Raw genomic sequence first — 16,324 nt, 5'->3', positions numbered from 1 at the left:
CCGGGGCACTTTTAGCTTTCCCGGAAGGAAATGTTAGAGCAAAGGAGAACGTGAATCGTGAAGAAAATTCTGGACTTAATGGAGCAGGAACTAAGACAGGCCTTTGAAGCCTGCGGGTATGAAGCGAAGTTCGCCAAGGTCGTACTGTCCAACCGCCCGGACCTGTGTGAATACCAGTGTAACGGCGCCATGGCAGCGGCCAAGGCCTATAAGAAGAAGCCCATTGACATTGCCACCGCAGTGGTGGAGAAGCTGACAGGCGCAGGCTCGGATGCGTCTGGTGCACAGGCAGGCGGCGCGGATGCGGCTGGTGCACAGACAGGCGGCGCGGATGCGGCCGGTATGCAGTCAGGCAGCCCCCATCCCGTATTCAGCGAAGCAGTGGCTGTGATGCCGGGCTTCATCAACCTGAAGGTGTCTGGGCAGTTCCTTGCTGAATATATGGTGCGCATGGCTGCGGCGGAAAAACTGGGTCTGGAAGCCCCGGAAAAGCCTGAGACCGTGATGGTGGATTACGGCGGCGCCAATGTGGCAAAACCCCTTCATGTGGGCCATTTAAGGGCGGCCATCATCGGCGAGAGCATTAAGCGCATGGGCTGTTTCCTGGGACACAGGACAATCGGGGACGTGCATCTGGGGGACTGGGGCCTTCAGATGGGCCTTATCATTGAGGAGCTGAGGGACAGGAAGCCGGGACTGGTGTATTTTGATGAATCCTTTACAGGGGAATTCCCGGCAGAGGCGCCATTTACCATCAGTGAACTGGAAGAGATATACCCGGCTGCCAGCGCCAAGTCAAAGACGGATGAGGCGTTTAAGGAAAGGGCCCACCAGGCAACCCTGAAGCTTCAGAAGGGGTATGCCCCGTTCCGGGCCATCTGGCAGCATATCATGTCCGTGTCAGTGGAGGACCTTAAGAAGAATTATTCCAACCTGAATGTGGAATTTGACCTGTGGAAGGGCGAAAGCGATGCCGAGCCATATATTGCGGACATGATCCAGATGCTGGTGGATAAAGGCCTGGCTTATGAGAGCCAGGGCGCCCTTGTGGTGGATGTTGCAGAAGAGACAGACAGCAAGGAAATCCCTCCCTGCCTCATAAGGAAATCCGACGGCGCTTCCCTGTATGCCACCTCCGACCTTGCCACCATTGTTGAGCGTGAGCAGGATTTCCATCCGGACCGCTATATCTATGTGGTGGATAAACGCCAGGGCATGCATTTCGAACAGGTGTTCCGGGTTGCCAAGAAGGCCGGGATCGTAAAACAGGACACCCCTATGATATTCCTGGGCTTCGGCACCATGAACGGCAAGGACGGAAAGCCTTTTAAGACCCGTGAGGGCGGCGTCATGCGCCTGGAGACCCTGATCGCAGAGATTAACGAAGCAGTATATGCAAGGATAATGGAGGATGAAGAGCGCACTGTGTCCGAGGAAGAAGCCAGGAGGACGGCGGGCATCGTGGGCCTGGCAGCCCTTAAGTACGGGGACCTGTCCAATCAGGCTGTCAAGGATTACGTGTTCGACATCGAGCGTTTTACCGCATTTTCAGGAAATACAGGACCGTACATCCTGTACACCATTGTGCGTATCAAATCCATCCTTAACAAGTACAGGGAAAATGGCGGCATTGTCAGTGAAGATGCGCTGGAGAAGAATATCCTGCCGGCGGCCAATGACTCGGAGAAGGCGCTGATGCTTCTGATTTCCAGGTACAACGAGGTGCTGGAATCCGGTTTCGCTGAGACAGCGCCCCATAAGATATGCCAGTACATCTATGAGCTGTCCAATGCATTTAACAGCTTTTATCATGAAACCAAGATTCTGACAGAGCCGGATGAGGCCAGGAAGGACAGCTTCATCGGTCTTATAACCCTTGCCAAGCGGGTACTGGAAACCTGCATCGGCCTGCTGGGAATCGAGGCACCGGACCGCATGTAGAGGAACGCCGAAAGGAAGCGTCAGTCCAATGAAAATAGTCAGGATGAACACCAGCAGCTTCTGGAAAGGGGAGGCTGGTGTGAAAGGCCTGGTGGAAGACCAGGGCAAGACATATAATGTAACTTTATATTTAGGGAGTGGCCGTGTAAAGGATTACTCTTGTTCCTGCGCAAAGGGCAATTCTTATAAGGGCATGTGTGCCCATGGGGAGGCCCTTTTTGCGTATTATAAGCAGCAGAAGGAAGAGGAATCAAAGCCGCCGGTCCATACATCCAACCAGGCCCACACCATGATCCGTGAATACACCAACCGGGAGGTGGCCCAGATACTGGCTGAGGATGAGGCCGGGCGCGTGGGGCTGGAACCGGTGCTTATCATAAGCAGCCGGGAGATGCGGCTGGAATTTAAGGCCGGTATCAGCCGCTTTTATGTGCTGAGGGATCTGGGCGCGTTCAGGGAAGCGGTGGAAAACGGGACGTATGTGGAATACGGTAAGGATCTGGGGTTCCATCATCAGAAATCAGCCTTTGCGAAGGAGAGCCAGGGCCTTTTGTCCCTGCTTCTCGGGGTGACGGAAAACCAGAAGGCTGTGCGGGATATCGTACTCAGCCGTATGGACAGGGACCGTTTTTTTGAAATGTTCACCGGACGGGAGATGGATGTGCAGCTGGCAGGAGGACTGCGCACCAGGATGGCTGTCCTGGATGGGGACCCGGTCATGGTCATCCGGGTGTCCCGGTATGGAAGGGACGGACTGAAGGTTGCCTTTGAGGGGCTTTCCCAGGAAAAAAAGGGACAGCCAAAGAGGATGAATGCCTGTTTCAAAGGGGAACGCCGCCTCTATGCCATCACGGGAAGCGCGGTTTACTGCTGCAGTGAGGCATTTACCATAACGGCAGGTCCTTTCCTGGAACAGATATCCAAGGAACGGGAGGGATATGTGCTCATTGGGCAGAAGGACATCCCTCTTTTTTACGAGCGTGTGGTGAAACATATAAGCCCTTACAGCCGGCTGATCCTGGAACAGGTGGATTTTAGGGAGTATGAACCGGAGCCCCTCAGGGCGGCCTTCCGGTTTGACACCGGGGAACAGGGGGAGCTTCTCATGGAACCAGAGCTTTCGTACGGTGAGTACGTGTTCCATCCGCTGGAGGATGAGAACCTGCCTAAGACCATCTGCCGGGATGTGCCGGGGGAGTTCCGTGTGAGCCAGCTGATCCAGAAGTATTTTAAATATAAGGACCCGGAGGGGATCAAGCTGCTGATTAAGGAAGATGAGGATGCCATGTACCGTCTTCTGGACGTGGGACTGGAGGAATTCCGTCTGATGGGCCAGGTCTATATATCAGAGAGCCTGAAACAGTGGAAGGTGGCCCCGTCCCCCAAGGTAAGCGTGGGAGTGGGGGTGTCCTCGGGGTGGCTTGAGCTGTCTGTGGACATGGGGGACCTGCAGAATGAGGAACTGTCCAGGATCCTGGCCGCCTACAGCCAGAAGAAAAAGTATTACAGGCTGAAAAGCGGCCAATTCCTGAAACTGGAAGAGGGCGGCCTTTACGCGGTCAGCCGGATGGCCTCCGACCTGGGAGTCAGCCGCAAAGACCTGCAGAAGGGGAATTTCCGGCTTCCGGCTTACCGCGCCCTGTATCTGGACCACCTGATGAAGGAAAGTCCCGGGGTGGCATACTACAGGGACCAGATGTTAAAGGCCATGGTCCGGGGGATTAAGTCCGTGGAGGACAGCGACTATCCCGTGCCGGAGAGTCTGCGGGGTGTACTGCGGGAATACCAGCGGGTGGGCTACTGCTGGCTTAAGACGCTGGACAGCTATGGATTTGGCGGCATACTGGCAGATGACATGGGACTGGGGAAGACAATCCAGGTCATAACGCTTCTTGAAGATGCTTACGGCACAGGGGAACGGCAGCCCTCCCTGATCATATGCCCGGCCTCCCTGGTGTATAACTGGGAACATGAAATCGGCAGATTCGCACCGGATCTGCGGGTGCTTTCCATTGTCGGGAACGGGCTGGAGAGGGAAGCAAGGCTTTCAGCCGTCCGGGAGCAGCTTTCAGGAGAAGCAGGGGATGGTTATCAAGTGTTGGTCACGTCCTACGATTTACTGAAACGTGACATCCGGTTCTATGAGGACATCCATTTCAGATACCAGGTCATTGACGAGGCCCAGTATATCAAGAATGCAGCCACCCAAAGTGCAAAAGCAGTCAAAGCCATTGATGTCAGGACCCGCTTTGCCCTGACCGGTACGCCGGTGGAGAACCGGCTCAGCGAGCTTTGGAGCATATTTGATTACCTGATGCCGGGGTTCCTGTTCGGGAGCCAGTACTTCAAAAAGGAGTTTGAGACCCCGATTGTCAGGGATGGGGATGAGGATGCCCTTTTCAGGCTGAGACGGATCATCGGCCCATTTGTGCTCAGAAGGGTGAAAAGGGATGTGCTGAAGGAGCTTCCTGACAAGCTGGAACAGGTGGTATATTCAAACTTTGAGGGAGAGCAGAAGAAACTGTATGCAGCCAATGCCATGAATCTGAAGGAAAAGCTGGAATCAGGAGGATTTTCCGAATCAGGGGACGGCAGGCTTCAGATACTGGCAGAGCTGATGCGCCTGAGGCAGCTTTGCTGCGACCCGCGCCTGTGCTACGAGAATTATAAACATGAATCGGCAAAGCTGGAGACCTGCATGGACCTGGTCCGAAGGGGAATCTCGGGAGAGCACAAAATCCTTCTGTTTTCCCAGTTCACCTCCATGCTGGAACTGATTGAGAAGAGACTTTCAAAGGAAGGCATGGCCAGCCATAAGCTTACAGGGGCCACGTCCAAGGAAGAGCGGATCCGCATGGTGGGGGAATTCCAGCGGGATGATGTCCCGGTATTCTTAATCAGCCTGAAGGCGGGAGGCACGGGCCTTAACCTGACCGCGGCTGATATTGTCATCCATTACGACCCATGGTGGAACGTGGCGGCCCAGAACCAGGCCACGGACAGGACCCACCGGATCGGCCAGGAAAAACAGGTTACGGTCTATAAACTCATTACGCGAAATACCATAGAAGAGAATATCTTAAAGCTTCAGGAATCCAAACAATACCTGGCCGACCAGATCGTAACCGAAGGCACGGTCAGCTTTGGCAGCCTGACAAAGGAAGATATCCTGAACATAGTAACCCAGGAGGTAGAGGAATGAAAGTATTGATGTTAAATGGAAGCCCTCATGAAAAGGGCTGTACCTACACAGCGCTCATGGAAGTGGCGGGAGAACTGGAGAAAGCCGGGATCCAGACGGAAATCATGCATGTGGGCGGGGATCTGGTCCATGGCTGCATGGGCTGCGGCGCCTGTTCCAAGCTGGGAAGATGCATTTATAACGATGACAAGGTCAACGAGGCAGTGGGGAAGATGAAGGAAGCCCAGGGACTTATCGTTGGCTCCCCGGTGCACTATGCGTCCGCGGGAGGCGCCATCACCTCCTTCTTAGACCGGTTCTTCTATTCAGGCGGCGCATATGCCGCCCATAAGCCGGCGGCAGCAGTTGCCTCCGCCCGCCGGGCAGGCACCACGGCCACCCTGGACCAGCTGAATAAATACTTCATGATCTCGCAGATGCCGGTGGTTTCTTCCCAGTACTGGAACATGGTACACGGAGGATGTCCGGAGGATGTGAGGAAGGATGAGGAAGGCCTGCAGATCATGCGGGTCCTGGGCCGCAACATGGCGTGGCTGATCCAATCCATTGAGGCGGGTAAGGCATCGGGCATCACTGTGCCGGAGATGGAGAAGGAAAAGAAGAGGACGAATTTCATAAGGTAGCTGATAGTGGATTTTTATGGCAGGGGCCGCGGCCATTGGGGTGCGGCCCCTGCCTTTTCCTGCCTTTTGCATCCTTTTGTTTCAGGAGATGGCGGGGATTCCAGATGGATGCTCTTGATTTTATTTTTCAACTGAGTTATACTATGAAAATGATTAATTAGCTAATCATATTATAGCTAACTATTAACCGGCTAACTATTAACCGGATAATCACCAACCCATTCATAAACAAATAATATGGAAAAGGAGGAATCATCCCATGAAAGAACCAGAATGCAGATGGCCCTTTGACTCGCCGCAGCACCGTCTGATTGAGAAGTATATCCGTGTGACACGTTTACACCGAAGTGTGATTGAGCACCAGCTGGAGGGGACCGGGGTATACCGCAGCCAGCATCAGATACTCATGTACGTGTCCAATAACCCGAATGTTTCCCAGAAGGACCTGGCTAAGATGTATGGTGTCTCAGGGGCCACCATAGCTGTATCGCTTAAGAAGCTGGAAAAGGGAGGCTATATTAAGCGGCTGGTGGACCAGGATGATAACCGCTGCAACCAGATATGCATTACGGAAAAGGGCAGGACGGTCGTGGAGGAAAGCGTTTTGATATTCCAACGTTTGGAAAGCTGTATGTTTGAAGGGTTTTCTGAACATGATATGAATGTATTGGGGAACCTGCTGGACCGGATCTACGGCAATCTGGACCGGGACCTGCAACCTGTTCCATCTGAAGCAGAAAGAGAGGAGAATTAAGTGAAGCGGTATAAGAAATATATGACTCCCTATCTCAGCGCCTTTATCATAGGCCCCCTGCTGATGCTCACGGAGGTAGTCGGGGAAATCATGCTGCCAAAGCTCATGTCCCTTATCATTAACAATGGGGTCGCGGGACGGGATATCCGTTATATCATGACCATCGGTATCGTCATGGTGCTTACCACCTTCGTGATGGCTTTAGGGGGAATCGGCGGCGCCTATTTCTCGGCCAAGGCATCCATCTGTTTTACAAGCGATTTAAGGGAGGACCTGTTTGCCAAGGTACAGGAGTTTTCCTTTAAGAACATCGACAATTATTCAACCGGCTCCCTGGTCACAAGACTGACCAATGACATCCAGCAGATCCAGAATGTGGTCATGATGGGGCTGCGCCTGATGCTCCGCGCCCCGGGGATGTTCGTGGGTGCGCTCATCATGGCATTCATCATGAACGCCAGGCTGGCCATTGTCATACTGGTGGTCATCCCACTTTTGAGTCTTGCCATTGCCCTTATCCTGCGGACGGCATTTCCCAGGTTTACCATCATGCAGAAAAAGCTGGACCGCCTCAACTCCGGCATCCAGGAGGCGCTGACCAATGTGCGTGTGATCAAGTCCTTTGTCAGGGAGGATTTTGAGGAAAATAAATTCAGGGAAATGAACCAGGACCTTAAGGAGTCCAGCCTCAATGCCATGAAGATTGTCATTGCAACCATGCCCGTCATGATGCTGGCCATGAACATCACCACCCTGGCCGTGGTGTGGTATGGGGGAAATATCATCATTGCAGGGGATATGCCGGTGGGCAACCTGACTGCATTTACAACCTATATCGTACAGATCCTCATGTCCCTGATGATGCTTTCCATGGTGTTCCTCCAGAGTTCCAGGGCCATGGCAAGCGTGAAGCGCGTGAATGAGGTCATGGACACACAGATTGACCTGACGGATGATCATGCGTCCCACAAGGACCTTCAGGTGACAGAGGGCAGGGTGGAATTCCGGCATGTGGATTTCAGCTATTCGGGCAGCGGGGAGGAACTGGTCCTGGAGGACATATGCTTTACAGCCAGGCCAGGGCAGACTATTGGCATCATCGGTTCCACGGGCAGCGGCAAGACCTCCCTGGTGCAGATAATCCCAAGGCTTTACGATGCCACGAAGGGCCAGGTCCTTGTGGACGGGGTGGATGTAAGGGAATATTCCCTTAAGAACCTGCGCGAAGGCGTGGGCATGGTGCTGCAGAAGAATGTCCTGTTCTCCGGGACCATAGAAGAGAACCTGCGCTGGGGCAAGGAGGATGCCACACCGGAGGAGATACGGGAAATGGCGGCAAGCGCCCAGGCAGACGGCTTTGTCACCTCCTTCACCCATGGATATGATACCGATATGGGGCAGGGCGGCGTTAATGTATCCGGCGGACAGAAGCAGAGGCTCTGTATCGCAAGGGCATTGCTGAAACGTCCGAAAATCCTCATACTGGATGACAGCACCAGCGCCGTTGACACTGCCACCGAGGCGAAAATCAGGGAATGTTTCCGCACCACCTTAAAGGATACCACTAAGATCATCATCGCCCAGAGAATCGGCTCAGTGGAAGAGGCGGACCTGATTTTGGTGCTGGACGATGGAAGGATCATCGGCCAGGGCACCCATGAAGAGCTGCTTAAGGACTGCGAAGCATACCAGGAAATCTATTATTCCCAGAGGGACCGGGAAACAGAGGAGGTGAGTGCGTCATGAGCGGAAAAGAAACAATTGCGCAGGATAAAACAGAGCAGCATAGGATTGAAAGCTTAAAACGGCGGTATGGGCGCACTCCTGCGGCGGCTCCCAGGCGGGGGCCTATGGGAGGCCGCCACGGAGCTGCCAGGATGGCTTCCATGGGAAAACGGATGCCCCGCAACAGCGGACGGACCATAGGACGTCTCATGCATTATCTGAACGAGGATAAACCTAAGATGATGCTTGCATTTTTCTGCGTCATCGTGAATACGGCGGCTACCCTGGCCGGATCCTATATGCTGCGGCCCATCATCAATACCTTCATCGCGCCCCTTGACGGCAGCCCGGGCAATCCGTCAGGACTGTTCAGGGCCTTAGCGGTCCTGGCCGTCATCTTCGTGGTGGGGGTCATTGCAAACTACGCCCAGGCCAGGGTCATGCTGACTGTTGCCCAGAATGCCCTGCAGAAGATCCGTAATGATTTATTCGGGAAAATGCAGAAGCTTCCGGTCCGTTTCTATGATACCAATTCCAACGGTGACCTGATGAGCCGTTTTACCAATGACGTGGATACCATCGGGCAGATGCTCAGCAGCACCCTGGTCCAGCTGTTTTCCGGCGCACTAAGTATCGTGGGCACCCTGGCGCTGATGCTTTATACCAATGTCATACTGACCCTGATTACCCTGGTCCTTATCCCGCTCATGATGAAGGCGGGCGGGGCGGTGGCAGGACGGAGCCAGAAGTATTTTACGGCCCAGCAGACCTCCCTGGGCGCTGTGAATGGTTATATAGAAGAAACCGTGACCGGACAGAAGGTGGTTAAGGTGTTCTGCCATGAGGACACGGCAAAGGAGGAATTTAGGATCTTAAACCAGGACTTGAGGAATAACCAGATCCGCGCCCAGTTTTTTGGCGGTATCATGGGGCCGGTCATGGGCAATCTAAGTCAGATTAACTATTCGCTGACAGCCTGTATCGGCGGGCTGCTGTGTGTGCTCAGGGGATTTGACGTGGGAGGGCTTACGGTATTCCTCAACTTTTCCAGACAGTTTTCACGTCCCATTAACGAGATTTCCATGCAGGTGAGCAACGTGTTCTCGGCCCTGGCAGGAGCGGAGCGGGTATTTGCGGTCATGGATCAGGAGCCGGAACCGGCCGACCACCAGGATGCGGTGGTCCTTAATCCCATGGAAGGCCATGTGGTCCTTGACCATGTGACCTTTGGATATGAGCCGGATAAGATAATCCTTAAGGATATTAACCTTTATGCCGAACCGGGACAGAAGATTGCCTTTGTGGGTTCCACAGGGGCCGGTAAGACCACCATCACCAACCTGCTCAACCGCTTCTATGATATACAGTCAGGCGCCATCACCATTGACGGGGCGGACATACGTCACATGAAGAGGGATGAGCTGCGAAGGAACATTGCCATGGTGCTCCAGGACACCCATCTGTTTACAGGCACTGTCATGGAGAATATACGTTACGGCAGGCTGGACGCCACGGACGAAGAGGTAATCCAGGCGGCAAAGACTGCCTCCGCCCACTCCTTCATCATGCGCCTTCCCCATGGATACGATACCATGCTGGAAGGGGACGGGGCCAATTTAAGCCAGGGACAGAGGCAGCTGCTTAATATAGCCAGGGCAGCCATCTCCAAGGCTCCGGTGCTCATAATGGATGAGGCCACCAGCTCCGTGGATACCAGGACGGAAAAGCATATTGAACACGGCATGGACCGGCTTATGGCTGACCGCACCACCTTCGTCATTGCCCACCGACTGTCCACGGTCCGGGGGGCCAATGCCATCATGGTCCTGGAACAGGGGGAAATCATTGAACGGGGAAGCCATGATGAACTCCTGGCCATGAAGGGACGGTACTATGAATTGTACACGGGCATGAAAGAACTGGATTAATTGCCATGAAATTAACATATAAATTAAAAAAATAACGATTAAATTCTGTATTGTATACAATGTATATTTATGCTATACTAAGTTGGTGAATTCGGGAAGGGACCAGGCAGCTCTTCCCGTATTCCGGCGTTTTACCGGCGGCATTGCCGCCAAAGGAATATTATGAAAGAAAGAGGGAGAGAATCCATGGGTTTGGCGACTTTTATAGGCGGCATCCATCCGTATGAGGGAAAAGAGCTGTCAGAGAACAAACCGGTACAGGTTCTGATGCCAAAGGGCGATTTGGTGTATCCTATGTCACAGCATATCGGTGCACCTGCAAAGCCGTTGGTGGCAAAAGGGGACCATGTACTGGCAGGCCAGAAGATTGGAGAAGCAGGCGGTTTCATATCAGCCAATGTCATTGCTTCCGTATCAGGAACAGTGAAAGCCATTGAGCCGAGACGTATGGCAAACGGAGCAATGGTACCCTCCATTATCGTGGAAAATGATGGGGAATATAAGACAATCGAGGGAGTGGGGGAGGACAGGGATCCGTCCACGCTTTCCAAGGAAGAAATCCGTAGTATTGTAAAAGAAGCAGGTATCGTAGGCCTGGGCGGGGCAGGTTTCCCCACGCATGTGAAGCTGACCCCCAAGGACGAGAACGCCATTGAGTACATACTTGTAAACGGCGCGGAGTGCGAACCGTACCTTACCAGCGATTACCGCATGATGCTTGAGGAGCCGGAGAAGATCGTGGGCGGCTTAAAGGTCATCCTGCAGCTGTTCGACAATGCAAAGGGCGTAATCGGCATTGAAAACAATAAGCCCGAGGCCATTAAGATCTTAACGGAACTTGTTAAGGACGAGCCGCGTATCACTGTTTGTCCCCTTCTTACCAAGTATCCTCAGGGCGGCGAGCGTTCCCTGATTTATGCGGTCACAGGAAGGAAGGTCAACTCTTCCATGCTTCCGGCCGACGCAGGATGTATTGTGGACAACATCGACACCGTGATTGCCATCTACATGGCAGTGTGCAAAAGAACCCCTCTGATGCGCAAGATCATTACCGTTACCGGCGATGCAGTGACAGACCCCAGGAACTTTAGCGTGAAACTGGGAACTAATTACCAGGAACTGTTAGAAGCAGCCGGCGGTTTTAAGACAGAGCCGGAGAAAATCATATCCGGAGGTCCCATGATGGGACAGGCGCTGTTTGGCCTTGATATACCGGTAAGCAAGACTTCATCCGCCCTGACCTGCTTCACAAAGGACCAGGTGGCAGAGATGGAGCCTTCTGCATGCATACGCTGCGGCAAGTGCGTCAGCGTATGTCCAAGCCATATCATTCCCGTGATGATGATGCAGGCAGCCCTCAGGGATGACTGTGACACCTTTGAGAAATTAAACGGTATGGAATGTATGGAATGCGGAAGCTGTACCTATGTATGTCCGGCTAAGCGTCCGCTCACACAGGCATTTAAGGAAATGCGTAAGACGGTTGCGGCTAACCGCAGGAAGAAAGGGTAGGAGGGGACATAAGAAATGACTAAATTATTAAATGTATCATCATCCCCGCATGTGAGAAGCCATGAGACCACCCACAGCATCATGCTGGATGTGGCCATTGCCATGTTGCCTGCATCTGCGTTCGGCGTATATCATTTCGGCTTACATGCATTATTAGTATTGATTGTCACGGTTGCGGCCTGTATGCTCAGCGAGTACGTATATGAGAAGCTGATGAAGAAGCCCAACACCTTATATGACTGCAGCGCCCTGGTAACAGGTATGATCCTGGCGCTGAACATGCCTCCGGAAATCCCGGTATGGATACCGGCCCTGGGCGGCATATTTGCCATCATCGTGGTTAAGCAGCTGTATGGCGGCCTGGGACAGAACTTCATGAACCCGGCCCTGGCGGCAAGATGCTTCCTCCTGATATCCTTTGCAGGCAAGATGACCAACTTCAGCTACAGCGGCTTTGACGGCATCTCCGGCGCAACGCCCCTGGCCGTGCTTAAGAGCGGCGGGACAGTGGATATCCCTGCCATGTTCGTGGGCAACATCCCGGGAACCATCGGAGAGGTATCCGTCATCGCCCTGCTTGTAGGCGCTGCCTATCTTCTGGTCAAGAAGGTAATCTCCATCCGTATTCCGGCGGCATACATATTGACGGTTGTTGTATTTGCAGCCCTTTTTGGCGGACATGGATTCGATGTGAATTATATCCTGGCCCATCTGTGCGGCGGCGGTCTTATCTTCGGCGCGTTCTTTATGGCCACCGACTATGTGACCAGCCCGATCACACCAAAGGGGCAGATTGTATTCGGTATCCTTTTAGGCGTACTGACCGGACTGTTCCGTATCTTCGGCGGTTCCGCGGAAGGCGTTTCCTATGCAATCATCATCAGCAACATCCTTGTGCCGCTGATTGAAAAGATTACCCTTCCCAAGGCATTTGGAAAGGAGGGCAGGTAATTATGAGTAAAGCAGGATTTATGAAAGACGCGGCCATCCTTTTTGCCATCACACTGGTTTCCGGCTGCCTTCTTGGCGGCGTATACCAGGTGACAAAGGAACCCATTGCAATGGCCACCATCGCGGCCAACAATAAGGCGTATAAGGCTGTGTTTAACGAGGCTGAGACCTTTGAGACCGACGAAGCCCTGACAGCTGCCATCGAGGGCTGCAATGCAGACCTGGCAGGCATGGATTTCGGCGGGGTGGAAGTGGAGAATGTGTTAAAGGCAGTGGACGCATCCGGCAATGAACTGGGATTTGTGGTCACCTCCCTTTCCAATGACAGTTACGGCGGGGTGGTGAAGCTGTCCGTGGGCCTTAAGGATGACGGCACCATCACGGGAATCGAGTTCCTGGAAATCAACGACACCCCGGGCCTGGGTCTTAAGGCCAAGGAACCGGCGTTCAAGGACCAGTTTACCGGCAAGAATGCCCAGTCCTTAAGTGTCACCAAGTCAGGTAATGCAGATGACACCCAGATTAATGCAATCAGCGGCGCCACCATTACCAGCAATGCAACAACCAACGCAGTCAATGCAGCCTTATATTATCTGCATAACTGTGTCAATGAATAGGAGGTGGGATGATGAATAACTGTTCAGAACGTTTATATAACGGTATTGTGAAAGAAAACCCTACCTTCGTCCTGATGCTTGGTATGTGTCCGACCCTGGCCGTCACCACATCAGCGGTCAACGGTCTTGGTATGGGACTTTCCACCACCGTGGTTTTACTTTTTTCCAACATGATAATTTCAGCCCTTCGTAAGATTATACCGGACCGTGTGCGTATTCCGGCCTACATCGTTATCGTGGCTTCCCTGGTTACCATCGTGCAGCTGCTGCTTCAGGCCTATGTGCCGAGCCTTTACGCTGCCCTGGGTATCTATATCCCATTGATAGTGGTTAACTGTATCATCCTTGGCCGTGCAGAGTCCTATGCGTCCAAGAACGGGCCTGTCATATCAACATTTGACGGTATCGGCATGGGACTGGGCTTTACCATCGCCCTTACCTGTATCGGTGTTGTCCGTGAAATCCTTGGTTCCGGCGCCGTGTTCGGCAACGTGGTCATCCCTGAGGATTACCATATCGCCATCTTTGTACTGGCTCCTGGCGCATTCTTTGTGCTGGCAATCCTGACAGCCCTTCAGAACAAGTTCAAGGCGCCGTCTGCAACCAACGGTTCCGTGCCACAGTCCAAGCTGGCCTGCGGCGGCAACTGTATGGAATGTTCCGGTTCCTCCTGCATGTCCAACCATGAAGTCCTGGAGACCAGGAAGCGTCAGGCAGAGGAGAAGGCACTGGAAGCCAGGAAGGCAGCCGTAGCTAAGAAGGAAGCAGAGCTTAAGTCAGCTACTTCCAAGAAAGAGAATTAGGAGGGTGGATAGATGAAAGAATTATTATTAATTGCCATTGGTTCCGCTCTGGTCAATAACGTTGTTTTGAGCCAGTTCTTAGGACTTTGTCCATTCCTCGGTGTTTCAAAGAAGGTGGAGACCTCAGCCGGCATGGGTGCGGCGGTTATATTCGTCATTACCATTGCATCCGCTGTGACCAGCCTGGTTTACACCGGTATCCTTGTGAACCTGCACCTGGAATATCTGCAGACCATTGTATTTATCCTGGTCATTGCGGCCCTGGTCCAGTTCGTGGAGATGTTCTTAAAGAAATCCATGCCGTCACTGTATGAGGCCCTGGGCGTGTACCTGCCTCTGATTACCACCAACTGTGCGGTTCTGGGTGTGGCTCTTACCAATGTGCAGAAGTCTTATAACTTCGTACAGAGCGTTGTAAACGGTATCGGTATCTCCGTTGGTTTTACCATTGCTATTGTCATGTTAGCTGGTGTCCGCGAGAAGATTGAGCATAATGACGTACCATATTCCTTCCAGGGGTCACCCATTGTTCTGATTACCTCAGGTCTTATGGCAATCGCATTTTTCGGATTTTCCGGATTAATTTAGAAGGAGGAGAAGGAAAATGGTAACAGGTATTATTATAGCGGCAGCAGTGGTAGGTATCCTCGGTATCCTAATCGGTATCTTCCTGGGCATTGCCAGCGAGAAGTTCAAAGTAGAAGTAGATGAAAAGGAAATCCTGGTCCGCAACGAACTGCCCGGCAATAACTGCGGCGGCTGCGGCTATGCGGGATGTGACGCCCTGGCAAAGGCCATTGCGGCAGGCCAGGCAGACGTAGGCGCATGTCCGGTGGGCGGCGCTTCCACAGCAGAAAAGATTGGGGCCATCATGGGCGTTGCCGGCGGCTCTGCTGAGAAGAAGGTTGCATTTGTCAAATGTAAAGGCACATGCGATAAGACAAAAGTGCAGTACAACTACTATGGCGTGGATGACTGTAAGAAAGTATCGGTGGTGCCTGGGGCAGGTGAGAAAGCATGTACCTACGGATGTATGGGGTACGGCTCCTGTGTAAAGGCCTGCGCCTTTGACGCCATCCATGTGGTGGACGGCGTGGCAGTGGTTGACAAGGAGAAGTGCGTTGCCTGCGGCAAGTGCGTGTCCTCCTGTCCCAACCACCTGATTGAGCTGGTTCCCTACAAGGCAGGGCATCTGGTACAGTGCAGTTCCCATGCCAAGGGCAAGGATGTGAAGTCCGTATGTGAATCCGGCTGTATCGGCTGCACCCTGTGTACAAAGCAGTGTGAGTTTGACGCCATCCATATGGAGGATAACCTGGCAGTGATTGATTATGAGAAATGTACCAACTGCGGCAAGTGCGCAGAGAAGTGCCCGGTTAAGGTGATTCAGTAAGGAATTTAATATGCAGTATGAAAGGCGGTCTGCCGGTGTGATACCGATGGACCGCCTTTTTGTATGGGATGGGATTATGGACATATCTGATTTTATGTGCTGGCAGAAGCAGCTTTTGCTTTGACCATACCTACCAGATAATCACTGATTTCTTTAACAGGGACCTGGTTATCAGCCTGGAAATCAGGTTCTGTTTTAAGCCACTCCATGAAGCCGCTGCGGTTAAAGACAAGGCAGTCTTTTGGAACGCTGAGTATCAGGTTATGACGGGTAAATACAGAGGCGGCATATATGGGGATGTTTTCATAAGGACTATCCATAAGGGCTGACTCCATAAGCCTTTTTTCCTGTTCCATGGAATCCTCTGGATTGGGGATTTCCTTGATGGATTGATTCATGTCCTGCACCCAGCGGACCGGACTGCCTTTTGTATAGACATGTCCGCCAAAACCATAACAGCGGATCAGAAGCAGGCCAAAACTGCCGGCCAGGATCATGGTAGTTGGGCTGATGGTGTCTTTATATTGGAAGCTTCCTGGGAAAATGATTTTCATCCCATGTTTGAAGGCATGGCTTTTCAGCTTTACCAGCAGTTCCTCAATTTCTTTTGAAGTGCCGTTGTGGGTATGGAATGGTTTTTGCTTTTCGGATAAATCCTCCGGGGCAATGGTTTCCCCGCACCTTATTTTATGGTAGATTTCCTTTTTTATCCTCCGCATGCGGATTAACCGGGGAAAGATAAGTATGCAGGCAAAGATGATCAGACAGATGGTAAGGATATCCCCATTTGTCAGAGTGTTAAGATAGTCCATAAGCAATCCTCCATGAAATAAAAAAAGATAGAAAATAATTTGAAAATATTATATAATAGATAT

13 protein-coding genes are annotated in these 16,324 nt (G+C 52.5%); 12 read left to right on the top strand and 1 reads right to left on the bottom strand.

Features of this window, described 5'->3' with window-relative positions; translation table 11 throughout:
- The first annotated feature begins 57 nt into the window (after positions 1–57).
- The 12 genes from argS (at position 58) to LK536_RS32570 (ending at position 15,449) form a co-directional block, all read left to right on the top strand.
- Entirely contained in the window at positions 58–1,941 is a 1,884-nt protein-coding gene (gene argS / locus LK536_RS32625) for an arginine--tRNA ligase (RefSeq protein WP_227795043.1), read from the top strand.
- A gap of 28 nt (positions 1,942–1,969) precedes the next feature.
- Positions 1,970–5,143, top strand: a complete 3,174-nt coding sequence (locus tag LK536_RS32620; RefSeq protein ID WP_227795042.1) for a DEAD/DEAH box helicase — start codon at positions 1,970–1,972, stop codon at positions 5,141–5,143.
- The gene (locus LK536_RS32615) at positions 5,140–5,766 is read left to right on the top strand and encodes a flavodoxin family protein (RefSeq protein WP_008724895.1); all 627 of its coding nucleotides are present in this window, start codon (positions 5,140–5,142) and stop codon (positions 5,764–5,766) included. The genes LK536_RS32620 and LK536_RS32615 overlap by 4 nt, the downstream gene beginning before the upstream one ends.
- A gap of 259 nt (positions 5,767–6,025) precedes the next feature.
- On the top strand, positions 6,026–6,520 hold the full coding sequence (locus tag LK536_RS32610) for a MarR family winged helix-turn-helix transcriptional regulator (RefSeq protein ID WP_008724899.1): 495 nt from the start codon (positions 6,026–6,028) through the stop codon (positions 6,518–6,520).
- 21 nt (positions 6,521–6,541) lie between these two features.
- Positions 6,542–8,266, top strand: a complete 1,725-nt coding sequence (locus LK536_RS32605; RefSeq protein ID WP_235712075.1) for an ABC transporter ATP-binding protein — start codon at positions 6,542–6,544, stop codon at positions 8,264–8,266.
- Positions 8,263–10,173 (top strand): ABC transporter ATP-binding protein, encoded by a 1,911-nt coding sequence (locus tag LK536_RS32600; RefSeq protein ID WP_227795040.1) that lies wholly within the window; start codon positions 8,263–8,265, stop codon positions 10,171–10,173. Before LK536_RS32605 ends, LK536_RS32600 begins: the two co-directional genes overlap by 4 nt.
- 186 nt (positions 10,174–10,359) lie before the next feature.
- Positions 10,360–11,685: an electron transport complex subunit RsxC gene (rsxC, locus tag LK536_RS32595; RefSeq protein ID WP_008724905.1), complete on the top strand. Its 1,326-nt coding sequence runs from the start codon at positions 10,360–10,362 to the stop codon at positions 11,683–11,685.
- Between the two features lie 15 nt (positions 11,686–11,700).
- Positions 11,701–12,636 carry an RnfABCDGE type electron transport complex subunit D gene (locus tag LK536_RS32590; protein WP_025482237.1) on the top strand — a complete coding sequence of 312 codons (936 nt, stop codon included), beginning with the start codon at positions 11,701–11,703 and terminating at the stop codon, positions 12,634–12,636.
- Positions 12,637–12,638: 2 nt separating this feature from the next.
- Complete coding sequence (locus tag LK536_RS32585; RefSeq protein WP_008724909.1) at positions 12,639–13,253, top strand: RnfABCDGE type electron transport complex subunit G; 615 nt, start codon at positions 12,639–12,641, stop codon at positions 13,251–13,253.
- Between the two features lie 11 nt (positions 13,254–13,264).
- Positions 13,265–14,056 carry an electron transport complex subunit RsxE gene (gene rsxE / locus LK536_RS32580; protein WP_008724911.1) on the top strand — a complete coding sequence of 264 codons (792 nt, stop codon included), beginning with the start codon at positions 13,265–13,267 and terminating at the stop codon, positions 14,054–14,056.
- A gap of 12 nt (positions 14,057–14,068) precedes the next feature.
- Positions 14,069–14,644, top strand: a complete 576-nt coding sequence (gene rsxA, locus LK536_RS32575) for an electron transport complex subunit RsxA (protein ID WP_008724912.1) — start codon at positions 14,069–14,071, stop codon at positions 14,642–14,644.
- A gap of 16 nt (positions 14,645–14,660) precedes the next feature.
- The gene (locus LK536_RS32570; protein ID WP_008724915.1) at positions 14,661–15,449 is read left to right on the top strand and encodes an RnfABCDGE type electron transport complex subunit B; all 789 of its coding nucleotides are present in this window, start codon (positions 14,661–14,663) and stop codon (positions 15,447–15,449) included.
- A gap of 92 nt (positions 15,450–15,541) precedes the next feature.
- Here LK536_RS32570 and LK536_RS32565 read toward each other — a convergent pair whose 3' ends face one another.
- Positions 15,542–16,261 carry a hypothetical protein gene (locus LK536_RS32565; protein ID WP_227795039.1) on the bottom strand — a complete coding sequence of 240 codons (720 nt, stop codon included), beginning with the start codon at positions 16,259–16,261 and terminating at the stop codon, positions 15,542–15,544.
- Between the last annotated feature and the right edge of the window lie 63 nt (positions 16,262–16,324).

This window comes from Clostridium pacaense (assembly GCF_020709765.2).
Taxonomy (GTDB): domain Bacteria; phylum Bacillota; class Clostridia; order Lachnospirales; family Lachnospiraceae; genus Enterocloster; species Enterocloster hominis.
Note: the sequence above shows the minus strand (reverse complement) of the source record. Positions and strands in the feature narration are given on the sequence as shown.